The sequence below is a fragment of the Salinicola sp. NYA28a genome (assembly GCF_976982775.1).
Map to the genome: position 1 here is coordinate 4221143 of NZ_OZ334582.1, position 23399 is coordinate 4244541.

Below are 23399 nucleotides of genomic sequence, written 5' to 3' on the forward strand. Positions count from 1 at the left end.
GATGCCGACACGCTCGAATCCATCGGCCCTGAACGGGCTCTACGCGATCACCGACAGCCATCTGCTGCCGGATGATCGAACCCTGCTCGCTGGCTGCGAAGCGGCACTGGAAGCCGGTATCGTGCTGTTGCAGTATCGCGACAAGTCCGCCGACACCCATCGCCGCCAGCGCCAGGGCGATGCGCTGGCGGCACTCTGCGAACACCATGCGGTGCCGCTGATCATCAACGACGACCTCGAGTTGGCGTTGCGATTACAGCAGCGCTGGGGAGACGTCGTCGGCCTGCACGTCGGTCAGGAGGACGTCTCGCTGGCGGCTGCCAGGCAGCGGTTGGGTGAGTGCGCCATCATCGGTGCGACTTGCCACGATTCGCCGGCGCTGGCGAGTACGGCAGCCGATGCCGGCGCCAGCTATCTGGCCTTCGGGCGGTTCTTCGCTTCCCGGACCAAGCCGGAAGCGGCGCCAGCGCCGCTGTCGATACTCGACGAGGTCGCGCCTCTGGGGTTGCCACGAGTGGCGATCGGCGGTATCGATGCGGGTACTGCGAGTCGGGCCCGTGCGGCGGGCGCCGAGATGCTGGCGGTGGTCCATGCTATTTTCGGTGCGCCGGATATCGCCCGCGCGGTGCGTGAACTCAATGCCACTATCGCCGACGCGTCCTTACCGAATTCCGTCATCGATGGAAAGCCTGACATCGATCGATGTCGGTAGAACTTTGCTAGAGAGAACACCATGACGACATCCGCCGAACTGTTCGAACGCGCCTGCCGGCATATCCCCGGCGGCGTCAATTCCCCGGTCCGTGCCTTCAAGGGCATGTCGCAGCCGCCGGTCTTCGTCGAGCGCGCCCAGGGCGCCTATCTGTTCGACGTCGAGGGCAAGCGTTACATCGATTACGTGGGCTCCTGGGGGCCGATGATCACGGGCCATGCCGATCCGGATGTGTTGAATGCGGTTCGCGAACGCCTGGACAACGGCCTTTCCTTCGGGACGCCGACGGCGATCGAGACCACCATGGCCGATCTGATCTGCGAGATCATTCCCTCCATCGACATGGTGCGAATGGTCAACTCCGGCACCGAAGCGACGATGTCGGCGATCCGCTTGGCGCGGGGCTACACCGGGCGCGACAAGATCGTCAAGTTCGAGGGCAACTATCACGGCCATTCGGATTCGCTGCTGGTGAAGGCGGGATCCGGTGCGCTGACCCACGGCGAGCCCAGCTCTCCGGGCGTGCCGGCATCGCTGGCAGAGCATACGATCACGCTGGCCTACAACGATATCGAAGCCGTGCACGAGTGCTTCGAGGCCATGGGCGAGCAGATCGCCGGGATCATCGTCGAGCCGGTGGCCGGCAACATGAACTGCATCCCGCCGCAGCCCGGCTTCCTGGAGGCGCTGCGCGAGGTGTGCAACAACCACGGCAGCGTGCTGATCTTCGACGAGGTCATGACCGGGTTCCGCGTGGCGCTGGGCGGCGCTCAGGCCCATTACGGCATCACTCCGGATCTGACCTGTCTGGGCAAGATCGTCGGCGGCGGCATGCCGGTCGGTGCCTTCGGCGGCAAGCGCGACATCATGGAGCAGATCTCCCCGCTGGGGCCGGTGTATCAGGCCGGCACGCTGTCGGGCAACCCGCTGGCGATGGCCGCCGGTATCACCCTGCTCGGCAAGGTGCGTCAGCCCGGCTTCCACGAGGCGCTTTCCACGCGCGTGGAAACCTTGTGTGAAGGTCTCGAGGCGCGTGCCCGCGATGCCGGTATCGATCTGATCACGCAGCGCGCCGGGGGCATGTTCGGGTTATTCTTCACGGCGCAACAGCGGGTCGACAACTTCGGCCAGACCATGGCTTGCGATGCGCAGGCCTTTCGCGACTTCTTCGCGCACATGCTGGAATCCGGCGTTTATCTGGCTCCTTCCGCGTTCGAGGCCGGATTCATGTCGAGCGCGCACACGCACGACGATATTCAGACGACCTTATTGGCCAGCGAGCGGGCGTTCGCCGCCATGCGTCAGCCATGAGACACGAACGCGACTGACAGGGAGACGACGCATGAGCCGAACGCTGATACAGGCGCTCAAGGAGAGTGATTGTTTCGATCATCCGATCGGCGCCGTCGAAGTGTTCGAAACCCCCATCTCCTGGGTGGTATCGACGGGCGATTACGCCTACAAGATCAAGAAATCGCTGGATTACGGCAGTTTTCTCGATTTCTCGACCTTGGAGAAGCGGCGTCGCCTCTGCGAGCAGGAAGTCACGCTGAATCGTCGCGTGGCGCCTGCGCTCTATATCGGCTGCGTCGCGATCTCAGGTTCCGAGACGTCGCCGCGGGTCAACGACAACAGCGCGCCGATCGAGTACGCGGTCAAGATGCGCCAGTTCAGCAGTCGCCATCTGTTGAGCTCGCTGCAGGCCAGTGGCGAACTGTCGGCGGAACTGGTCGACGACCTGATCGATCAGCTCGTGGCGTTGCACGAGTCGGCGCCCAGCGTGTCCGGCGATAACCCGCTGGGCTCGCCGCCGAGCATTCACGACATGCTGGTCAACGAGTTCGAGACGATCGAGCCGCTGCTGGAATCGTCTCGGGATCGGGAGCAACTGGCCAGGGTCAGGACATTGACGCTGGAGAGTTTCGCCCGGCTCGAGCCCATTCTCGAGTCACGCTGGAAAGGCGGTTTCATTCGCGAGAGCCACGGTGATATTCACCTGGGCAACGCGGTGCGTTTCGAGGGCAAGGCGATCCTGTTCAATGGCATCGAGTTCAACGATCGCCTGCGCTGGTGCGACGTCGCCTGCGAACTGGCCTTCCTGATCATGGACCTGGAAGCCCGCGGCGAGCACGAGTTTGCGCACTATGCGCTCAATCGCTATCTCGAGCTGTCCGGGGACTATCAGGCGGTCCGCCTGCTCAACTTCTACAAGCGTTATCGGGCTCTGCTGCGCGCGCGGATCGAGCTGGTCAGGGATCACGATGCCGGCATGATCGACGATCTGCCTGGGGGCGAGCCCATAGAGGTCTTCCGCCGTTATCTGACCATGGCTCAGGAGTACAGCGAGTTCCGCTTCCCTTATCTGATCCTGGCGGTCGGTGTCTCGGGCAGCGGCAAGAGCCGGTTCACCGAGGAGATCGTGAGGCGTCTGGGCGGGGTACGGATCCGGTCCGATGTCGAGCGCAAGCGTCTATTCGACTTTACGGCGGCGCCCGACGATGCCGACGCAGTCTATAGCGAGCAGGCCACCGATCAGACCTATCGGCGTCTCGCCGAATTGACGGGCACGGTACTCGAAGCCGGTTTGCCGGCGTGTATCGATGCCACCTGCCTGCTGCTGGAGCAGCGCAAGCGGCTTCGGTTCGAGGCCGAAAAGCGCGGGCTTCCCGTCTTGATCGTCAGTTTCGAAGCGGACCGGGCGACACTGCGAGCCCGCATCGTCAAGCGTGCCAGGCGTAGCGGGGAACCTTCGGAAAGCAGCCTTGCGATTCTGGAGCAGCAGCTGGAACGCTTCGAGCCGTTTGCCAGGAACGAGACGACCCATCTCGTACACCTCGACACGACGGCGCCGGATGCCAATCTGACGCTGGCTTCGTTGATTCAGGAACGCATGCGGCTGAACTGAAAAATCCACAGGGAAGCCGGTGGGGTTTCCCTGTGGATTGAAATCGGGTTATTGCTATTGCTACTTGCGTTCAGCGGCGTCCGTTGGCGTAACGCGAAGCCATTACCGGAATCGTGCCCAGATTCTGTCGCGCCCAGTTGGTGGCCTGGATGCGGTTGTGAACGTTGATCTTGCGGAACAAGTTGTAGAGATGCGACTTGACCGTGTGCTCGCTCACGAACAGTTTTTCTGCGATTTCCGTATTGCTGGCACCCGACACCAGCAGAGTAACGATCTCCAGCTCTCGCCGAGTCAGGCCACATACCGGTCGATAGGTATTGACCTGCTGGCGACGGTAAAAGTCTATCAACATCGCGGAGAGCGGCCGAGAAATCCACAGCTCGCCTTCCATTAGTTTGACAATACCTTTACAGATAAGCTCGAGATTGTCCTGCCGATAGAACACGCCACGCAGGTGGATGCCGATCAACAGTTCCATGACCTGCTTGTTATCGCGAACATTGAAGGCCGACAGAATGATCGCGTTATTTTCTTCGGCTCTGGTATTCCAGGCCAGTAAGTCCTTTTCCTGAACGTGATCTCCATCCAACAGGACGAGAACGTGGCGCCCCTCAGCCACCGGAAAACGCTCCTGAGGGCTGAGTGCCGAGACGCGGCACCCGGTTTTCTGGTGGATGTAGTCCAAAAATAGTACAGATTGAGAGTTACAATCCGTAACAAGTACGATATCGGTATTTTCTGTGTTCATGGTCTGATCCCTTCGAAGGATTTTAATTAGTCTTTTACACTTTTCGTTGTGATCCCTGGCTAGGTAATCGACTGCCTTCCGCGATTGTTGGAGCCCAATAGTGTTAATAAAACCCATGCGTTGTAAAGATAGGGCATCTAACTTTTCAAACCGTGACACCTCAGGGACAATTAAGGACCCTGTAATTTTTTGATATTTCCTCTGAAAATCATGGATTTATGGATAGGTTAACGGTGTTTTGTTAAAAAACATTGTTTCCATTCCCAGAAAAAGCACGCTTTCCTCTCTACAAAACAGGAATGACCAGCAGGCAAATTTTTGAGTTTTCTCATCACCGGCGGTAGTGGGAACTTCAATGGCAATAATAAGGGGCGCTATGCCCCGATCGCCGCGCCCCGTAGAATGACCGTTTTTGGCAGGAGACTCTGACAGGAGCCTATGAGCGTGCAGATTGATAACCTGGTCGTAGCCAGTGGCAACCGTGGAAAACTGGCTGAATTCCAGCAGCTACTAGGCCCGCTTGGTCTGCGTGTCCAGCCGCAGTCGGATTTCGGCGTGACCGATGTGGAAGAGACCGGGCTGACATTCGTCGAGAATGCCATCCTCAAGGCGCGAGCCGCCGCCCGTGCCAGCGGGTTGCCGGCGTTGGCCGACGATTCCGGGCTGGCAGTCGACGCATTGGCAGGAGCGCCGGGTATCTACTCGGCCCGCTATGCCGGGGAGTCGAACGACGGCGAATCCAAGGATGCGGCCAACAATGCCAAGCTGCTGGCGGCACTCAAGGATGTTCCCGAAGGGGAGCGCACGGCGCGTTACTGGTGTGTGCTGGTCTATCTGCGGCATGCCGACGATCCCGTGCCGCTGATCGTCCAGTGCGACTGGAAGGGCGACATCCTGGCATATCCGCGTGGCGACGGTGGTTTCGGTTACGATCCGCTTTTCTGGGTACCTGAATGCGGCATGAGCGTCGCCGAGCTCAGTGCCGAAGAGAAGAACCGCTTGAGCCATCGAGGGCGTGCACTGCAATCGCTCATCACGCAGCTCAAGGATTCGGGACAGGTCACGGAATGATGGCGTTGCCGCCGCTGGCGCTCTACATCCACGTACCCTGGTGCGTGCGCAAGTGTCCGTACTGCGATTTCAATTCGCATGGCGTGGGCCACGGCGCGGAGCTGCCGGAGTCCCGTTACGTCGAAGCGCTGCTGGCGGATCTCGATCATGACCTGTCGGCGGTTCGGGGCCGCGAGATCGTCAGTATCTTCATCGGTGGCGGTACGCCGAGCCTGTTCTCTCCGGCGGCCTACCAGCGTCTCTTCGATGGCCTGCGTGCACGTCTGGCCTTCGCTCCGGATATCGAGATCACTCTGGAAGCCAATCCTGGCACGGTGGAGCAGAGCCGCTTCGAGGGCTATCGCCGGGCGGGGATCAATCGGTTATCCATCGGTGTGCAGAGTTTCGCCGCCGCACAGCTCGAAGCGCTGGGCCGCATCCACAGTGGTGACGAGGCGGCGCGGGCAATGCGCAGCGCTCGGGATGCCGGGTTCGACAACGTCAACCTGGACCTGATGCATGGCCTCCCCGGTCAGACGCTGGAGACGGCGCTGCGGGATATCGAGACGGCGCTGTCACTCGAGCCCACTCACCTGTCGTGGTATCAGCTGACGCTGGAGCCTAATACCGAATTCTTCTCCCATCCGCCGACGCTGCCCGATGAAGAACGGCTGTGGGATATCCAGGATGACGGTCACGAACGGATCGAGGCAGCCGGCTTCTCGCGCTACGAGATATCCGCCTACGCGCTGCCCGGGCGGCAGGCGCGCCACAACCTCAATTACTGGCGTTTCGGCGACTATCTCGGCATCGGCGCCGGTGCGCACGGCAAACTTTCCCGGATCGACTCGAAGGGGAAATGGCGTATCGAACGTTACTGGAAAACGCGCCAGCCCGAAGCCTACCTGCGCCGTCTCGAAGACCCGCGCGGCTTCGTGGCCGGTGGTCAGGAAGTGGACGACCAGGCATTGCCGCTCGAGTTTCTGATGAACGCCTTGCGCCTGACCGAAGGCGTGAGCGCCGAGGATTGGATAAACCATACCGGTCGGGCATTGTTTGAACTGACGCCTCGCCTGGAGCCGGCGCGACAGAAAGGACTGTTGATGGAGACGCCGTCGCGTCTGCAAGCGACCCCGCAAGGCCTGTTATTCTTGAACGACCTGCTCGCGCTGTTCGATGAAGCGCATTCGACCAACGGCGTCGATCCTCGAACGAGGGCCGAGCAGTGATGGATTCGTCGTCACGTTTCTGGCGACAGGTAAGACGTGATGATTTGCCAGCAAGGAGCTCCTCAAGCATGAAGATGATGAAAAAGACGTTCTGGTTGTCCATTCCGCTCGCCATGGCGGTTGGTGTGACCGGCTGTGCTTCCACCGGTACCGATGGCCAGCAGCAGAGCAGCGGCAACACCAAGACCTGGAGCGGTGCCGGCATTGGGGCGGTCGCCGGGGCGGTTGCAGGCGCGCTGACCGGCGATGGCGGCAGCAGTACCCGGGATCGCGCCTTGATCGGTGCCGCGGCCGGTGCGGCGATCGGTGGCGGAGTCGGTGCCTATATGGACTCCCAGGAGAAGGAATTGCGCAATCGCCTCGATGGCACGGATATCGGTGTCGAGCGTAACGGCAACGACCTGATCCTCAACATGCCGAGCAGCGTGACCTTCGACGTCGATGCCAGTGACCTCAAGACGGCGGCACGTCAGGCGCTCAACGACGTCAATGCGGTGCTGCGCTCCTATCCGGAAACGCGCATCAACGTGGTCGGCTATACCGACAGCACCGGTTCGAACAGCTACAACCAGACGCTTTCCGAACGGCGTGCGCAGTCGGTGGCGACCTACCTCGAACAGGGTGGCGTCGATGGCGGGCGAATCAATGCCGTCGGCTACGGCGAGTCGAACCCGGTCGCCAGCAACGACTCCGAGGCGGGCCGTGCTGAGAATCGTCGCGTCGAGATCACGCTGACGCCGACACAGCAGTCCTGAGACCCAAGGCCGTCCCGAGACGGCCGATGATCGGTCTCGAATCCGGGCGCGGCCAAGAGCCGCGCCCTTTTTGATGGATGGATCCCCATGCTTGCCTACCAGCACGCCTATCACGCCGGCAATTTCGCCGATGTTCACAAGCACCTTGGCTTGCGGCAACTCGTCCAGGCCATGATGAAGAAATCTTCCGCCATCAGCTTCGTCGATACCCATGCCGGCCGGGGGCTCTATCCGCTGGCCGCACCGGAGACGCAGAAACTGGGCGAATATCGCCAGGGCGTCGAACGGCTATGGCAGCGGCGTCGCGGTATACCTGCCGATTCGCCGGTGGGTGAATGGCTGGCGGCGCTGGCGACGTTGCAGCCTGGTGCCGAGCTGAGCCGATACCCCGGTTCGCCCTGGTGGCTGGGTTCGGCGCTACGTGCGCAGGATCGGCTGACGCTGTTCGAGCTGCATCCTGGCGAACACCAGCATCTGGCCGAGCAGGCCCTGTCGACCGACAGCGCCGTGCAGCGGCGGCAGGCGGATGGTCTCAAGGGGCTAGTGAAAGGATTGCCGGTCTCCACGCCGCGACTCTGCGTGCTGATCGACCCCAGCTACGAACGCAAGGCAGAGTATGACGAGGTCGCCGAGACGTTGCGCCAGGTGGTACGCAAGGTACGTCATGCGGTGGTACTGGTGTGGTATCCGCTATTGCCGGCGGGGCGCCACCAGACGATGCTGGCAACGCTGCGAGAAGCCGGTATTCCCAAACTATGGCGTAGCGAACTGCAGATCCGGGAACCGATCGCCGACCGCGGCATGTACGGCAGTGGCGTGTTGATGCTCAATCCGCCGTGGCAGCTGGATCGGGAGCTCGATCACGCCTTTGCCAACCTGGCCCCGATGCTCGCCGATGGTGCCAGACATCATGGCGAGTGGTGGACGACCGAAAATCCCTAGCTACGGGCTACGGGCTACGGGCTACGGGCTACGGGCTACGGGCTACGGGCTACGGGCTACGGGCTACGGGCTACGGGCGCCACTTGCATTGGCAGCAAGTGGCGATCGTCGTGGTTTGCCGGCTCGCGGCGCGTCAGACCAGACCGGTGGCCGTGGGGTTGACCGGGCTTTCGGTGCCCGCCGGCTCTTCGCCCTTGATGGCAGCGATGAATTCGTTGCCCCAGCGGCGGATATCGTTGTAGCTGACGACATCGTTCAACTGGCGTAGTCGCGCTTCCGCCTCCGCGCGAGGCAGGTTGAGGCCCAGATAACAGGTCCGGGCCAGATCGTGGAGGTCGTGCGGATTGGTCAGAATGGCGCCTTTCAATTCAGCGGCCGCGCCGGCGAATTCCGACAGCACCAACACGCCACAGCCCTGGGTCAGCCCCTGGGTCGCCGCGAACTCCTTGGCTACCAGGTTGAGACCGTCACGCAACGGGGTGATCCACATCACGTCGGCCATGGCGTACCAGGCGACCACCTCCTCGAAGGGGAAGCCGCGGAAATAGAACTGCACCGGGGTCCAGCCGACGTCGGCGAAGCGGCCGTTGATATGGCCAATGGTCTGCTCGATCTGGGTCTGCAGCTCGTTGTAGATGGTCATTTCCCGGGCGGCAGGCACGCAGATGCTGACCAGTGTCACCTTGCCGCGTAGCTCGGGGTTCTCGTCGAGCAGGAGCTCGTAGGCCTGGAGTTTCTCGAGTATGCCCTTGGTGTAATCGAGTCGTTCCACCGACAGGATCAGCTTGACCTTGCTGAACTCTTCTCGCAGTTCGGCCATGCGCGAGCTGGCGCCTTCCTGGTTCAGCGCATTCTTGATCCGATCGATATCCAGCCCGACCGGATGCGCGCCCAGGCGGACGACGCGGGAGCCGGTATCCACGGCCGTGGTCATGGTCTCGAGACCGACGGCGCAGCCGTAGGTCAGAAACCGCGGCGCACAGCTCTGTCGGGACAGCGTGCTCAGCGGCACGACACCGCGGGCGACATCGACGAAGTTCTCGACCTGGCGCGGGATATGGAAGGCGACATAGTCGCACTGCAGCAGGCTGCCGATGATCTCGCGGCGCCACGGCAGCACGTTGAAGACATCCGCCGAAGGAAAGTAGGTGTGATGGAAGAAGGCGATGCGCAGGTCGGGACGCATCTCGCGCAGATAGGCCGGCACCATCCACAGATTGTAGTCGTGAATCCAGATCAGCGCGCCCTCGGCGGCCTCTTCTGCAGTGCGTTCGGCGAAGGCGCGGTTGACCTCGCAGTAGATTTCCCAGTCATCCTCGCGGAAATGCGCGCGTTCCCAGAACGTGTGCAACGTCGGCCAGAACGCCTCCTTGGAGAAGCGCTTGTAGAAGGTATCGACCTGGACCTTGGTCAGCGGCACGCGGGCGGCGGTCAGCAGTGGGTACTGTTTGGCGTCGACACTGGTGTGGGTCACGAAATCCTCGGCATCGTCCTCCTCGTGGATCGACCAGGCGATCCACGAGCCCCGCTGATTGGCGAAGAAGCTCAGCAGCGTCGGGATGATGCCGTTGGGGGAAGTCGGGCGACGGCGCTGGATCTTGCCATCGACCCGGTACTCTTCGTAAGGCAGCCGGTGATAGACCATCACTAGTTCGGCCTTGCCGGTCTGCGTCTCGTCGCGACGATTCTCCGCCGCCATGCCGTGAGCCCCGAGGAAACCGAAGTGGGCGAACGCTTCGATGATGCCGGCACAGCCCGCTTTTTCGGCGTGCATGACGCGGGTCTGATTCTGTGTCTGCTCGAGCAGGGGCGGTTCCGACCCGCCGACGCAGACCGACTTGAAGCCGGCGGTGAGCATGGCGAGATCGTTCATGGTATCGCCGGCGACCAGTACATCCTCGCTGTCGATCTCCAGCCATTCGACCAGTTTCTGCAGACTGCTGCCCTTGTTGACGCCTTTGGGCAGGAAATCCAGATAGCGCCCGGCCGAGTAGAGCATCTCGCAGCCCAGTTCCGCTGCCAGCCCGGCCAGCGCTTCGTCCCTGGCGCGCTCGGGTGGGCAGTAATAGGAGCAGCGGCGCAGCTGTGGCTCGTCCTGGCGCACCACGTCCGGGAAGCGTTGCATGGCGCTGGCGACACGTGATTCGCCCGGCCAGCGGGTTTCGATTTCGTTCTGCAGTGGCTGGATCGGCTTCAGGCTGTCACCGAAGTAGAGGCTGGCGCCCACGTCGGCGACGATATAGTCCGGTTGCGGTAGCGTGGGGTCGGACAACAGCGGCAGAATCGCCTCCAGGCTGCGGCCGCTGATATAGGCCAGCTTGATGTCCGGGTGCGCGGCGATGGTCTGATAGAGACTCAGGCGGGCTTCGGCGTCACCGCCGAGAAAGGTGCCGTCGAGATCGGTTGCAAGTAGCATGTTTTCCTCCTGCCCGGCCTTCGGTGCCGGGGCGATTTTCCCTGCGCGAGCGGTTCGTGCGTTCGTCGAATGACTTGGCATAGGGTCTGTCGCCGTTCCGGCGCGACCGTGCATGAAACGGCAACAGACCCCTGGATTCAGGATCAGGCCTTGCCGGCCATCTCGACGATTCGCTGGCGTTCGTGCTCTTCGTAGAAGCTGGGGTCGGCGAACAGATCCTTCTGAATGTCGTCGTACATCATTTCCAGGGCCTGGCTACTGGTCGGTGTCATCGGTTCGAAGTGGGCCGTATCGCCGCTGACCAGAACCGAAACACGGCGGCGGCGATAAATGGCGTAGCCTGTGAGAAGAACCATGATCGCGGCGATGTAGAGCGGTAACCCCTGGTCGCCGACGTTGTGCATGATCACCCCGGCCAGGATCGGAGCGACGGCGCTACCGGCACCCTGAACGACCAGCATATCAGCTGAGCCGGCCACGATTTCGTCGGGATGCAACTGATCGATCAACTGGGCGACAGCAATCGGATAGATCGAGAACGACAAGCCGCCCCAGATGAAATATAGCCCGAGCAGCGTTATCTGATTGGGCGCGAACGGCATGGCAGCGGCAGCGATCGCGGCGAGCATCACGACATAGGTCATGACGCGGGGACGATCGTGAGTATCGGAGAACCGGCCGATGGGGATCTGCAGCAGGGCGCCACCGACGATGGCGCAGCTCATCACCACGCCGACACCGGCGACATCGAACCCGACACTGCGGGCGTAGACCGGCGTCAGCGTCCAGAACGCGCCCATGGCAAGTCCGGACATCGCCGAGGCAGCAACGGCCAGCGGGGCAAACCCCAGCAGCGCCTTGAGACTGCTCTTGGGTCGTGCGGGGATGGCGGGCTGGCTACGCTTGGTGATCGTGATCGGCAACAAGGCCCAACTGATCAGGATCGACGCGAGCGCGAACAGCAGAAAGCCATCGGGGCTATCCAGGCGCAGGATCTGCTGGGCAATGGCCAGCGCGCCCAGGTTGACCACCATGTAGATGGCAAACACCCGGCCTCGCTGATGGCTGGCAGCCTGGCTGTTGAGCCAGCTCTCGATCACCGTCATCAGGGTAATGAAAGCGAGGCCGTAGACCACCCGAAGGCCCAGCCACACCCAGGGATCGATGAATATGAGGTGAAGCAGGGCGGCCGAGGCGCAGAGTCCGGCGCAGAATGCGAAGGTACGGATGTGCCCCATGCGCTTGATCAGGCGACCGCTGATCCAGGTGCCGCCAATGAATCCGACGAAGTATCCGGACATGATGAGACCGATCAGGCTGGTCGAGAAGCCTTCGTCGGCGCCGCGCAGTGTCAGCAGGGTATTGATCAGGCCGTTGCCGAGCAGCAGTAACGCTACGCTACCCAGCAACGCGCGAATGGGTCGTAACAACGACCACATGGCTTTCTCCTTGCGATTGCTCAAGTCTATCCATGCAGTAAGCGTGCCGGAGACGGGGTCGTTCGGGAAAACTGCTGTTGTTATAAGATGATATTATCGTTTTTGGATTATAACTATAACCAGTTTTATTGGATGGCGTGCACCTAAATGGTGCCTCTTAGCTGACCCGATTCAGCTTAGCAGTCCGAAGCCGCGCTGACCGCGACGAATCAAGGCACGCGTCGTGTCCACGCTTCGCTGGCGAACTTGTCCTTCGCCAAGACGGTTGCCGCATCCAACTCGTCATGCGTGAGCGATTCCGGGATCAGCGTGAAACGGGCGGCGAACGAGTCGACCATGCGCCGAATGATCTCCTCCCGCTCGAGACCGGTCTGGCGTTTGAGCGGATCGACGCGCTTGCCGGCGCTGGTAGTGCCCTTGTCGGAGAGTTTTTCGCGGCCGATCCGCAGGACGCGGGTCAGTTTGTCGGCATCAATGTCGTAGGCCATGGTGACGTGGTGCAGCACCGCACCGTTGATTCGCTTCTGGGCGGCGCCGGCGATCTTGCCGCCTGGCGAGGTGATGTCGTTGATCGGCACGTACCAGGCATTGATACCCATGTCGCCCAGCGCCTGAATCACCCAGTCGTCGAGAAAGGCGTAGCTTTCGACGAAGGTGAGCCCCTGGACCAGCGTTTCCGGCACGATCAGCGACCAGGTGATCGTGTTGCCGGGCTCGACGAACATGGCACCGCCGCCGCTGATGCGGCGCACGACTTCGATACCGGCCTTTCGGGCGGCATCGAGATCGACTTCGTTGGCCAGCGACTGGAATACGCCAATGATGATCGCCGCCCGGTCCCATTCCCACACGCGCAGTGTCGGACCGCGGCGTCCCGCCGCCACTTCGCGCGTCAGCACTTCGTCCAGGGCCATGTGGAGAAGCGGTGATTCCGGTTCGCGGTGAATCAGGCCGAAGCGGTGATCTCGCCAATCCGAGGTTCGCGAGAGCGCACGACGAATCACGGTGGCAATGGCCGGCACGGACAGCCCGATCATCTCGGTCTGCGGCGGCAGCGCGGGCTGGATTCGCGCGATCAGGGCGCTGGCATCGGCGTCGATCGACGCACCCTCGAGGGCTTGGTCGATCGCCTCCAGCGCCTCGTCGGGCTCGAGGAAAAATCGCCGGATAACTGCACCGAGGCCAGCCGCCCATCGCGGACGGTGACGTCCGCCACCAGCAATTTACCGCCCGGTACCTTGTATTCACCGTGAAGGATTGCTTCGCGATCATTATCCGACTGCGCCATTCCGTCTCCTGGGCCAGACTGTTAACGACAGTATAGCCATAAGGTATCTAGCGCCTGCCGTGATCGGCGCTCATCGTCAGAAGGATGGTGGATCTCACGTTGGGCCCGGGTGACGGGTCGATGCTCTGGGAGGAGGGCGGGGAGCGTTCGAGACGATGCCCGGTCAGGCGGATCGGCCGACTTCCCGCCAGCTCCGAGCTGTATTCGACCAACCTGCGGCTCTATTTACCGATACAGAATGTATAAAATACTTTAAAAACATAAGTTTATGAAACTCGTGGAGCACTATTGGAGTGCTGAAATTTGCGAAAAAAAGTGTAAATATTGGCAAATTTCCTCTGCGTCGGCTCCTGACGACCCATTTTAAACTGGGATAAGTGGGAAACTGGGAGCCTTGTATACGCTTTTATCTCTATGAAATCAGTGCCTTGAGATCGCTCTTTCAGCCCCTTCTGCCAAACAAAATTATAGTAACATCGTTTTCTAAACGGATCCGTTCTCATTTTGAACGGACTTGACGCACAACGTTGTTGTGCATAAAATGACTAAAAAGCGATCAGGTAACTATGGCGGTTGAATTCAGGGATATATGGCTGGAGGCTTTCTACGACGAAGACCAAAGCCACAAGAAAATACCCAGCACTATTGAAGGCGCTCTGTTCAGAAAGATTCAGATTCTGGATGCCGCGACGCAGGAGTCAGACTTGAGGATTCCGCCGGGTAACCGTTTTGAACATTTGCAGGGAAACCTTTCTGGATGGTGTTCCATTCGGGTTAACAAACAGTATCGCCTGATTTTTCGCTGGGAAGATGGCACCGCCCAAGATACATATCTAGACCCGCATGTTTACAAGGGCTAGAGGAGGTTATGGTAATGAGGAATACAAAACGTCGTCCAGTGACAGTTGGCGAAATGCTGGTCAGCGAGTTTCTGGAGCCGATGAAAATAGAAATCAGTGAACTGGCCGAAGCAATGGGTGTGCACAGAAATACACTCAGTCGGATTGCGCATGACAAAGGCACGCTGACAGCACCCATGGCAATCAAACTCGCAGCGGCTTTGGGGAATACGCCGGAGTTCTGGCTGAATATTCAGCACGCGGTTGAGTTATGGGATGTTCGTCATCGTGCCTATGAACAAGAAGCTAAGAACGTGAGACGCGTAAAGCCCCACGAGTTACCTCTGAAGCAGGCCTGAAGCACATTTCGTTTCAGCCATGTTTCCCCTTTCGTTGGAAAGTTTACAGTAGCCGTGTTTGCGGCTCGGATTGGGCAAACTGGTATCCCATCGCCTTGTAACCTTTCTCGCGCTTTCGGAACATGCGTTCAAGCATTGGCAGGCTGTTGTCCAGGTAGTCGTAGACAGTAACTTCCTGCTTACCGTCGGCATCCCGGTGAATCCTGCCAGCATACTGCGACAGTGTTCCTTTCCAGGCGATGGGCAGAGCCAGAAACAAAGTGTCCAGCCGAGGCAAGTCAAAACCTTCACCAATGTATTTCCCGGTTGCAACAATAACTTGAGTTTCATGCAACTGCGATTCGGCAGCCCGGCGTTCCTTGACGCGCATCCCGCCGCGCAAAACAACCGACGATATAGACTCAGCTTCCAACAATGTTGCCAGCGTCTCAGCATGCTCTCTTCGTTCGGTCAGCAAAAGACAGTTGGCCTCGTTTTGAACGCAGCGCACGACATCCCGAACTATATCCTGATTCCGGGTAGTGCTATGGGAGAGCCAACGGTAGACGGATGCAATGTGTGGTCGTTCACCGTTATTCTGAAAGATGTCCGTTGGTGGCGTTTCATGACGTTCTCGAACGATGACACGCTGGACAAACTTAGACCCATGTTCAGCCCTGACTTTGTGACGAACGGGTCCTGCGACCATAAACATGATTTTTTGGTGGCCATCCTGACGGTCAGGCGTTGCGGTAAGGCCTACAACATATCGGGCGCTGACTTCGTTAAGCAGCATTTCATAACGGGGAGCTGAAATGTGATGGCATTCATCGATGATGACCTGCCCGTATTCCCGGACTTTACTTGAGACCGTATTATCTTTCTTGTTGATCAGGCTTTGATAGGTAGCAACGTCGATCTGACCAGTAGGTTTCTTTTTGCCACCGCCAATCACACCTACGGAGGCACCCTCAATAAAGGTCTCCAGGCGCTCCTTCCATTGATCCAGTAACTGACGACTGTGAGTGAGGATCAGCGTGTTTACCTGCCGCTTGGCGACAATGCCAATAGCGGTTACGGTTTTGCCGAAAGCGGTCGGAGCATGAAGTATTCCGGTATCGTGATCGGCAAGCGCCGTCACAGCCTTTTCCTGATTACGACGCAGCGTTGCTTTCAGGCTCACTTCCGGCAGCAACTGGCCGGGCATTCTGCGGTCATCGATTTCTACCGTTATTCCCTGTTCGTGTAACAGTGCCTGGAGATCATCAAAACAGCCTCTCGGTACCGAGATATAACCTTGCTCAATCCGGGCACATGATATGTAACGAGGGATGCCATGAGTTGAAAATCGAAGTGCCTGGGTTTTGAAAAATACTGGATTGGCAAAGCTCGCCATGCGCTTTATTCGTGCCGCCAGTGTCCCGGGTATGTCTGACAACTTCATATAAATGTGATTGGCCAGGGTAAGCGTGATGCTCTCGGGACATCCTGAAATTATCCCTGTATCGACCGGTAAAGCTTGTTCCCACGGCAACGCAACTTCTGCTATCGCATCAGAATCAGGCTCATTTCCAACCATATCTCGAAGCTGAGCCAGCGAAACGGTCTTTTGCTGGCTAAGTAGCGCCCACTGATCCGGATACGCGGTTAGCTTATCGTCGACGAATACAGTACATCCGCGACTTCGCGCCTCATGCTGAAGCGGAAGGGCAATCAAATTGCCAAATCCACCATCGGGCATCGTATCTTGGTTGGGGAATAGCCGGTCATAAGAATCGAAGGACAGGCCCGGGTGGCGTTCCATGGCTTTGTCCAGCAGCTTGAACCCCAAAGCCCTCGCGGACCAGGCTGGAACGGCGTCCGAAAAGAAGACCCATAGGTGGGCACCCGCACCGGACCGGGAGATCTCTACAAGATAAGGGACACATTCATCACGACAAGCCTGGGCCAACGCACGAACATCTGCTCTCCAGTCCTCCTTATCAAAATCTACAGCCAGCAGATAACAGGAACTGTCCGGCAACAATGGGTATAACCCTGCTACATGCTTGCCGGACAGGTGGTCATACACTGCACTGAAATCCAGAGGCTTGAACTTTTTGTGAGGGCACTCACCGCACTTGATCCGGGGTTTCTGACAGATGCCCTGTACCCACTCATTTGCACAGGCGACAGCATAACCGGAACGTCCATTCGAGCTACTTTCCCAGCGAACCGCATAGACATCCTGTCGGCCGCGAAAGAGCCCCCGGAATAACTCAGCTTTTTGATTGGGAGTCAATTGCATTGATGTGGGTGATTGTGCAGCTCGCTGAAGCTCGTTCCTCCGGGAAAGCAAGGCTACTTTTTCCTTCTCAAGCTCAGATAACCTCAATGCAATGGCCGCAAGCTCTTCTTCTATTTGGATATATGCCTCCCAACGCTAAATCAGTCAACCACAATGATCTTTCTTTGAATATTTGACTGATCCTATCAGATATAGATTCCTAATCAGTAAAACAAATGACCGCGTTTTCTTACCAGTAAACAGCCGGAGTCAATAAGAATGGCCCCGCGACCTTGGTTTCGGGTCATCCAGAATAGCACCTGCCACCGCCGTCAGAGTAATTGCGGCGACGCTTTCCATAGGTAACCCCGGCTTATTCATGAGGCCGGCCCGAAAACGAAGATAGCGGATGGTATTCTCTTGAAAATTCAGTGTGTTCCGCCAAGAATCTGAACCAAGAGAGCCATCCGCTATGGGTGAAAGCCTATCCACCTGGACGCCCTCATGCAACGGCGCTGTCCGTGTTGAGCTGAGCGGCCAGCGCACTACCAGCGACAGCGGCGCTCTGCTGTTGCGTGAGGCCCTCGACAACAGCGGCGTGATTGAGGCGCTGGAAGACAATCTGGTCGATCGACGCCACCCGCTGCGCATCCTTCATTCGCTGGCCAGCCAGTTGCGTACCCTGGTGCTGCAGCGTGCGATGGGCTGGATCGACCTCAGCGATACCGACACGCTGCGCCGTGATCCGCTCTGGCAGCTGGCCTGCAGCGATGCGCGCGGGACAACGCCCCTGGCCCAGGACCGGCCCTCTCAAGCCACGCTGTCGCGGCTGCTGACCTGCCTCGGGCGCTGCGACAATATCGATGCCGTGCACGAAGGCCTGCTGCGACTGGTGATCTGGCGCCTGACCTCGCTGCAGAACGGTGAATGGCCCAAGCAGCTGACGCTGGACATCGACGGCCTGCCGATCGAGGTCCATGGCCACCAGGGCGGCTCGGCATTTCATGGGCTTTACGGTGCCCGCATCTACTCGCCGCTGGTCGCCTCGCTGGCAGAAACCGGCGACATGGTGGGCGGCCTGCTGCGCGAGGGCAACGCCGGCCCGGCCGAGAACGCCGACACCTGGATCCCGCATCTGGTGCGGCGACTCAACGAGAGCACCGGCGCCCAGGTTCGGGTGCGCATCGACGCCGGTTTCACCGACAACGCGACGCTGGAGGCCCTGGAAGAGTGCGACATCGAGTACCTGGGCCGACTGCGCAGTCACTCCGGCCTGCAGAAACTGGCGGCACCGCACCTGAAGCGGCCACCCGGCCGGCCACCCGAGCAGCCTCGCGAGTGGTGCCACGATCTGGAGTATCAAGCGGGCTCTTGGTCGGCACCGCGTCGCGTGGTGCTGGTGGTGCAGGAACGCCCCGATGACCTGCTGCTGCATGCCTTCTTCCTGGTCACCAACCTCGGCAAGTTCGACTGGCCGCCGGAGAAGGTCCTGGCGCTCTACCGCAAGCGCGGCAGCGCCGAGGCGCACATGGGCGAGGTGAAGTCGGCGCTCGACGTGCACCTCTCGTCGACCGATCGCGGCGCCTCCACCGTTCAGGACGTGATGGCACGCAACGAGGTGAGCCTGCTGCTCAGCCTCTACGCCTACCAGGTCCTGCATGGCCTGCGCTGCCTGCTGGAGCGGCAGACCCGGCAAGGCTGGAGCCTCAGCCGGATGCGCGAGCAGGTGCTGAAGGTCGCCGCCACGCTGAGACTGCACGCTCGGCGAATCACCGTTCATCTGGGTGCCGCCGCCGACAAGTGGTGGCCGACGCTGCTGAAGGGGCTGCCGAAGCTGACCGCACTGAGCTGACGCTCCTGCGAGACCACCACAACATCAGAAAGCGAGCGACTGGAGCAGGGGTCGGCGATAACGTCTGCTTGGACGGTCGCCATTGATTCCAAAGAGCTATAAGAAAGCGGGAAAAAGGCAGCGCTCAAGAATTACTCAACGGCCACTCGCGCTGAAGAGGCCGATCCTGGTAAGCATTGCCACCAGCCAGGACCTTCAGACCGCTCAATCAGCATCCTCGTGAATGAGGCGGGTTCACCTGTTGACGAACCGTGTCCAACATCCGCTGACGGGCGCCGCCATTGCGGTCGTAGACCCTGAGCTGGCTCGCTGCGAGATGTGAAAGGTCGTCGCACGCCAGAATGTGCGTTGTAATGGATTGGGGAACGGCTATGAGGTGGACAAAGTAGCCCAGGCGCTGCACTGTTTTCAGGAGAATGAGCAGGGCGCCACGAGCAGCCGGAGTTCGACCGTGCTTTCGGGCAAAGGATCGTTCCTGGGCAGAGGGTGTATAAATTTCTGCCAGTTCTTGATCCGAGACCTCCGCCTTCAATCGCGGATAGGCGGTTTCATGGAGACTACTCATACGCAGTCCTTTGCTATGGGGTTCCAGTGAGAGGCGTTAACTCACAGTACGTTCGCTCTTGAAGGAGGCATTGCTTATAGTAGGCAGCAATTCGTCAAGACCAAAGGAACCGCCCCTTATTTCGTGAACGCCACGGTCCCGATCGTCGCTCGCTACGTGCTAATAGCGCCTCTGTTTGGGGCTGTTACCCAAAAACTTCCCCGCCGTACTCTGCTGGTCACACTGGACATTCTGAGGGCCTGCGTGGTTGCTATTCCGCCCTTTTGTCACTGAGGTTTGGCAGGGGTCCCACTCTGGCTAGGGTAGGTACTAACTTTTCGCCCAACTCCTTCATGTAATGACGCAATTAAGGGGCACGAGATATTGCCCTCGTAGGCGCAGCACCGATCAACCATGTCGCTCAGCAAAGCCTCAATTTGCTGTAGCTTTTCGAGCTTCCCACGTACGTCGTGCAACTTACGCTCCGCGAGAGTGCTGGCTTCCAGGCAGTGAGTACCATCATCCAATTGAAGCAAGTCGTGTATCTCATCGAGACTAGGGTCTGTTGACGTTTCTGCGCGAACCGCGTTGCTGCGCCAAATGGCGCCAGGCCAGGCGCGGGATGCAGAGAAGGGTGGTTCCCTTTTCCAACCCCGCAACGCCGCATGGCGCCATTTGCCGCGCAACCCGAAGGGCCGGGCCAGTTTTTGCACGGTGCTGCGTTATTCGTCGTTCATTTGGAATGACCAAACTACGCTCCTCACGCCTTGCCTCCGCACAAAAACTGGCTCCGGCGCGGCCGTGCATGAAACGTCAACAGACCCTAAAGCCTAACTGCTGCGAGGTTTTCACAAAGCTCAACCTGCCAATATCGCTGGCACCGTAGCGCCGAATACCCCCGAGAGGACGCTGGGGCTCAGGTATTAACCCACGTCGCTGGTAGTAGCGGATGGTCTCAACTGAGACGTTCGTCGCCTTAGCCAACCCCCCGATGGTCAATGAGTTCATTTCATCCGACATTCACCTTGACTCCGTAGTTGACTACGGCTTTAAGCTTAACTTATCGATCAAGGCCATAAAAGGTGCAATCGCAATGTCAGAGTTGAATTCAGAGTCAAAATCCGGTCGCGGGTCGTTAATCGCAGGCGGGGTTGCAGCGCTGCTCGCGTCGGCCTGCTGTCTGGGCCCCCTGGTCCTGATCGCCCTGGGTGTTTCCGGTGCCTGGATCGGCAACCTGGCCGCCCTGGAACCCTACCGTCCGTGGTTCATTGGTGCTGCGCTGGTGGCCATGGTTTTTGCCTGGCGTCGTATATACCGGCCCGCGCAGGACTGCGAACCGGGCGAGGTCTGCGCGGTACCGCAAGTGCGCACTGCTTATAAAGTCGTGTTCTGGATCGTTGCGCTGCTGATACTGACCGCGCTGGCGTTCCCTTTCGTCTTGCCGCTGTTTTACTGAAACCTGATCCACCATGTTGACTGAGAGGCACTACACCATGAAAAAGTCCCTGATCACTGCCGTACTGTTCACGCTGTTCAGCCTGCCTGCCTTGGCGGCGCAACAAACGGTGACCTTGTCCGTTCCAGGCATGACCTGTTCGGCCTGCCCGATTACGGTTAAAGCCGCCTTAAAGCGGGTCGACGGCGTGAGCGCCGTGGATGTCCGATATGAGGAACGTGATGCGACGGTTACCTTTGACGATGAGAAAACCTCCGTTGAGGCGCTGACTCAGGCCACCACCAACGCGGGTTATCCGTCCACCCTGAAATAAACCGGGACGACGCAGGAGTAACCATGAAAGAGCCCAAGACCCTGTTGCGAGCGAGTGCTATTGGCACGGTCGTGGTCGCGCTGTGCTGCTTCACGCCGGTTCTGGTGGTTTTACTCGGATACGTCGGTCTGGCCGCTCTGACCGGCTACCTGGATTACGTGCTGTTGCCCGCGCTCGCAATTTTTATCGGCCTGACCTGCTACGCCCTATGGCGCAAGAAGAAATACGACGCCTGCTGCAATAGCCCATCTACCAAGGAGTCACATGAATGAGTAACGACAACCTGCATATTGCTGTGATTGGCAGTGGCGGCAGTGCCATGGCCGCCGCTTTGAAGTCCGCGGAACGTGGAGCCCGGGTAACGCTGATCGAGCGTGGCACCATCGGTGGCACCTGCGTCAATGTCGGCTGCGTGCCCTCGAAGATCATGATCCGCGCCGCTCACGTGGCCCATCTGCGCCGCACCAGTCCGTTCGACGAGGGCATGGCGCCTACCGAGCCGACTATTGACCGGCCCCGGTTGCTGGCCCAGCAACAGGCCCGGGTCGATGAACTTCGCCACGCCAAGTATGAGGGCATTCTCGACGACAATCCGGCAATCACTGTCTTGCGGGGTGAGGCCCGTTTTATCGATGCCAATACATTGCAGGTCACGGGAGCCGACGGCACGGAACGCGAAGTACGCTTTGACAGAGCGTTCATCGGTACCGGCGCGCGGCCAACCATTCCCCCGGTTGCGGGCCTGTCCGATACGCCGTACTGGACGTCCACCACGGCACTGGCCAGCGACACCATTCCAGACCGGCTGGTTGTCATCGGGGCGTCCGTCGTGGCAGTGGAGCTGGCCCAGGCGTTTGCCCGGCTGGGCAGCGAAGTGACCATCCTGGCGCGCAGCCGGCTGTTTTCCCGGGAGGATCCGGCCGTGGGCGAAGCCATTGAAACCGCGTTCCGGTCCGAGGGCATCAAGGTTCTGAATGAGACCCAGGCGAGCCATGTCCGCTATGCCAATGAGGAGTTCGTGCTCGACACGAACGCAGGGGAGCTAAGAGCCGATCGGCTGCTGGTGGCCGTGGGACGCAGGCCGAACACAGACAGACTGAATCTGGAGGCCATTGGCGTCGAGACTGCCCGCGGGGCAATTTTAGTCGATGACTGTCTGCGTACCACCGTGCCCGACATCTATGCTGCTGGCGACTGCACCGACCAGCCGCAGTTCGTTTATGTCGCCGCCGCGGGCGGCAGTCGGGCAGCGGTCAATATGACCGGTGGTGATGCGCGGCTGGATCTCAGTGCCATGCCTGAGGTGGTCTTTACCGATCCGCAGATTGCGACTGTCGGTCTATCCGAAGCCGACGCCAAGGCAAGAGGCTACCTCACCGACAGCCGTACCCTGACCCTCGACAATGTGCCGCGCGCCCTGGTCAACTTTGATACCGGAGGCTTCATTAAAATGGTCGCGGAACGTGAAAGCGGACGGTTGCTGGGTGTGCAATCCGTGGCAGGCGAGGCCGGCGAACTGATCCAGACCGCGGCGATGGCGCTGCGTGCGCGCATGACCGTCAACGAGATTGCCGATGAGCTGTTCCCGTACCTGACGATGGTAGAAGGTTTGAAGCTGTGCGCTCAAACCTTTACCAAGGATGTCAAACAACTATCCTGCTGCGCGGGATAAGGCAAGGCCCCGTGAATGATATGCGTGAAATCGTGAATCGGCTGGGCCTGACCGGAGAAGCGGAGGCCACGCTTCATGTGGCGCTATTGCGTGAGCTGGTTCAGGGTCGTCCGGTCACTCTTGAGCGGCTTGCAGCGTCGCTCAACTGGACGACGGACCAGGTGGTGCAGATGCTGGAACAGCTGCCTTGCGGAACCGTCGAGTATGACGGTCAGGGACGGCTGGTCGGCTTCGGCATTACCCTGCGTGAAACGCCGCATGCGTTTGTGGTAAACGATCAGCCGCTCTACACCTGGTGTGCACTCGACGCTTTGATGTTTCCGGCTGTCATTGGCGAACCCGCACAGGTCCGGTCGCACTGTCCCCGCACCCACAAGCCGGTCACCTTGACGGTCACGCCACGGGAGGTGCTTTCGCTTCAGCCAGAGGACACGGTCCTCTCGCTGGTGTCCGTGGCCACGGAGGGCGACATTCGCAGTGCCTTCTGTTGCGATGTCCACTTTTTTGCTTCTCGATCTGCCGGGGAGGCGTGGTCCCGGGACAAACCGCACGCGAGCATTGTGACTGTTCAGGAAGGTTTCGAACTGGGCCAGGCCATTGCCCGGCAATTGCTCGACAAAGCGGGGAGTGACTGA

The 23399-nt window shown here is 59.7% G+C and carries 23 protein-coding genes; 15 read left to right on the forward strand and 8 right to left on the reverse strand.

Annotation, left to right across the window (positions count from 1 at the left end; all coding sequences use genetic code 11):
• The first annotated feature begins 1 nt into the window (after nt 1).
• Genes thiE through ACWHY3_RS19100 form a run of 3 tightly spaced genes read left to right on the forward strand, consistent with a single transcriptional unit; the run spans nt 2 to nt 3617 of the window.
• Nucleotides 2-712, forward strand: coding sequence for a thiamine phosphate synthase (thiE, locus tag ACWHY3_RS19090; RefSeq protein WP_087720422.1), 711 nt, complete (start codon nt 2-4; stop codon nt 710-712).
• A 21-nt stretch (nt 713-733) separates the two neighbouring features.
• The gene (gene hemL, locus ACWHY3_RS19095; protein WP_087720421.1) at nt 734-2023 is read left to right on the forward strand and encodes a glutamate-1-semialdehyde 2,1-aminomutase; all 1290 of its coding nucleotides are present in this window, start codon (nt 734-736) and stop codon (nt 2021-2023) included.
• 31 nt (nt 2024-2054) lie between these two features.
• Nucleotides 2055-3617, forward strand: a complete 1563-nt coding sequence (locus tag ACWHY3_RS19100; protein WP_303853978.1) for a bifunctional aminoglycoside phosphotransferase/ATP-binding protein — start codon at nt 2055-2057, stop codon at nt 3615-3617.
• Nucleotides 3618-3687: 70 nt separating this feature from the next.
• Here ACWHY3_RS19100 and ACWHY3_RS19105 read toward each other — a convergent pair whose 3' ends face one another.
• A complete protein-coding gene (locus ACWHY3_RS19105) occupies nt 3688-4365 on the reverse strand; it encodes a LuxR C-terminal-related transcriptional regulator (protein ID WP_110636447.1) in 678 nt (225 codons plus the stop codon).
• A gap of 444 nt (nt 4366-4809) precedes the next feature.
• Between ACWHY3_RS19105 and rdgB the strand changes: the two genes are divergently transcribed.
• The 4 genes from rdgB (at nt 4810) to ACWHY3_RS19125 (ending at nt 8341) form a co-directional block, all read left to right on the forward strand.
• Entirely contained in the window at nt 4810-5436 is a 627-nt protein-coding gene (gene rdgB, locus ACWHY3_RS19110; RefSeq protein ID WP_448127290.1) for an RdgB/HAM1 family non-canonical purine NTP pyrophosphatase, read from the forward strand.
• The gene (hemW, locus tag ACWHY3_RS19115) at nt 5433-6644 is read left to right on the forward strand and encodes a radical SAM family heme chaperone HemW (RefSeq protein WP_442978359.1); all 1212 of its coding nucleotides are present in this window, start codon (nt 5433-5435) and stop codon (nt 6642-6644) included. The genes rdgB and hemW overlap by 4 nt, the downstream gene beginning before the upstream one ends.
• Before the next feature lie 77 nt (nt 6645-6721).
• The gene (locus tag ACWHY3_RS19120; RefSeq protein ID WP_303853987.1) at nt 6722-7399 is read left to right on the forward strand and encodes an OmpA family protein; all 678 of its coding nucleotides are present in this window, start codon (nt 6722-6724) and stop codon (nt 7397-7399) included.
• Nucleotides 7400-7486: 87 nt separating this feature from the next.
• Nucleotides 7487-8341 (forward strand): 23S rRNA (adenine(2030)-N(6))-methyltransferase RlmJ, encoded by an 855-nt coding sequence (locus ACWHY3_RS19125; RefSeq protein WP_332780138.1) that lies wholly within the window; start codon nt 7487-7489, stop codon nt 8339-8341.
• Nucleotides 8342-8474: 133 nt separating this feature from the next.
• On the opposite strand, the gene ggpS is transcribed toward ACWHY3_RS19125, so the two are convergent.
• From ggpS to ACWHY3_RS19140, 3 genes are all read right to left on the reverse strand, one after another.
• Nucleotides 8475-10757, reverse strand: coding sequence for a glucosylglycerol-phosphate synthase (ggpS, locus tag ACWHY3_RS19130; protein ID WP_448127291.1), 2283 nt, complete (start codon nt 10755-10757; stop codon nt 8475-8477).
• Between the two features lie 143 nt (nt 10758-10900).
• Nucleotides 10901-12220, reverse strand: coding sequence for an MFS transporter (locus ACWHY3_RS19135; protein ID WP_448127292.1), 1320 nt, complete (start codon nt 12218-12220; stop codon nt 10901-10903).
• A 185-nt stretch (nt 12221-12405) separates the two neighbouring features.
• Nucleotides 12406-13233 carry a lipoate--protein ligase family protein gene (locus tag ACWHY3_RS19140; protein WP_448127293.1) on the reverse strand — a complete coding sequence of 276 codons (828 nt, stop codon included), beginning with the start codon at nt 13231-13233 and terminating at the stop codon, nt 12406-12408.
• A gap of 817 nt (nt 13234-14050) precedes the next feature.
• Here ACWHY3_RS19140 and ACWHY3_RS19145 point away from each other — a divergent pair.
• Together ACWHY3_RS19145 and ACWHY3_RS19150 are read left to right on the forward strand one after the other, a co-directional pair.
• Entirely contained in the window at nt 14051-14344 is a 294-nt protein-coding gene (locus tag ACWHY3_RS19145; RefSeq protein ID WP_044628576.1) for a type II toxin-antitoxin system RelE/ParE family toxin, read from the forward strand.
• A 14-nt stretch (nt 14345-14358) separates the two neighbouring features.
• Nucleotides 14359-14682 carry a HigA family addiction module antitoxin gene (locus ACWHY3_RS19150; protein WP_054641672.1) on the forward strand — a complete coding sequence of 108 codons (324 nt, stop codon included), beginning with the start codon at nt 14359-14361 and terminating at the stop codon, nt 14680-14682.
• 43 nt (nt 14683-14725) lie between these two features.
• Here ACWHY3_RS19150 and ACWHY3_RS19155 read toward each other — a convergent pair whose 3' ends face one another.
• Nucleotides 14726-16948, reverse strand: coding sequence for a TOTE conflict system archaeo-eukaryotic primase domain-containing protein (locus ACWHY3_RS19155; RefSeq protein ID WP_448127294.1), 2223 nt, complete (start codon nt 16946-16948; stop codon nt 14726-14728).
• 451 nt (nt 16949-17399) lie between these two features.
• Here ACWHY3_RS19155 and ACWHY3_RS19160 point away from each other — a divergent pair, with 451 nt between their 5' ends.
• Nucleotides 17400-18779, forward strand: a complete 1380-nt coding sequence (locus ACWHY3_RS19160; RefSeq protein ID WP_448127295.1) for an IS1380 family transposase — start codon at nt 17400-17402, stop codon at nt 18777-18779.
• Between the two features lie 208 nt (nt 18780-18987).
• Here ACWHY3_RS19160 and ACWHY3_RS19165 read toward each other — a convergent pair whose 3' ends face one another.
• The 3 genes from ACWHY3_RS19165 to ACWHY3_RS19175 all read right to left on the reverse strand — a co-directional run bounded on the left by ACWHY3_RS19165 (nt 18988) and on the right by ACWHY3_RS19175 (nt 20343).
• A complete protein-coding gene (locus ACWHY3_RS19165; protein WP_448127296.1) occupies nt 18988-19344 on the reverse strand; it encodes a DUF4158 domain-containing protein in 357 nt (118 codons plus the stop codon).
• Nucleotides 19345-19610: 266 nt separating this feature from the next.
• Nucleotides 19611-20036, reverse strand: coding sequence for a MerR family DNA-binding protein (locus ACWHY3_RS19170; RefSeq protein WP_448127297.1), 426 nt, complete (start codon nt 20034-20036; stop codon nt 19611-19613).
• Nucleotides 20037-20136: 100 nt separating this feature from the next.
• Nucleotides 20137-20343, reverse strand: a complete 207-nt coding sequence (locus ACWHY3_RS19175) for a MerR family DNA-binding transcriptional regulator (RefSeq protein ID WP_448127298.1) — start codon at nt 20341-20343, stop codon at nt 20137-20139.
• Here ACWHY3_RS19175 and merT point away from each other — a divergent pair.
• From merT to merB, 5 genes are read left to right on the forward strand one after another with little or no spacing between them, the layout of a single operon-like run.
• A complete protein-coding gene (merT, locus tag ACWHY3_RS19180) occupies nt 20273-20779 on the forward strand; it encodes a mercuric ion transporter MerT (RefSeq protein WP_448127299.1) in 507 nt (168 codons plus the stop codon). The two genes, ACWHY3_RS19175 and merT, sit on opposite strands and share 71 nt — an antisense overlap.
• A gap of 37 nt (nt 20780-20816) precedes the next feature.
• The gene (merP, locus tag ACWHY3_RS19185) at nt 20817-21092 is read left to right on the forward strand and encodes a mercury resistance system periplasmic binding protein MerP (RefSeq protein ID WP_194855909.1); all 276 of its coding nucleotides are present in this window, start codon (nt 20817-20819) and stop codon (nt 21090-21092) included.
• A gap of 23 nt (nt 21093-21115) precedes the next feature.
• Nucleotides 21116-21364: a mercury resistance system transport protein MerF gene (merF, locus tag ACWHY3_RS19190; RefSeq protein WP_194855910.1), complete on the forward strand. Its 249-nt coding sequence runs from the start codon at nt 21116-21118 to the stop codon at nt 21362-21364.
• Complete coding sequence (gene merA, locus ACWHY3_RS19195; protein WP_448127300.1) at nt 21361-22764, forward strand: mercury(II) reductase; 1404 nt, start codon at nt 21361-21363, stop codon at nt 22762-22764. The genes merF and merA overlap by 4 nt, the downstream gene beginning before the upstream one ends.
• Nucleotides 22765-22784: 20 nt before the next feature.
• Nucleotides 22785-23399 (forward strand): organomercurial lyase MerB, encoded by a 615-nt coding sequence (gene merB / locus ACWHY3_RS19200; protein WP_228548014.1) that lies wholly within the window; start codon nt 22785-22787, stop codon nt 23397-23399.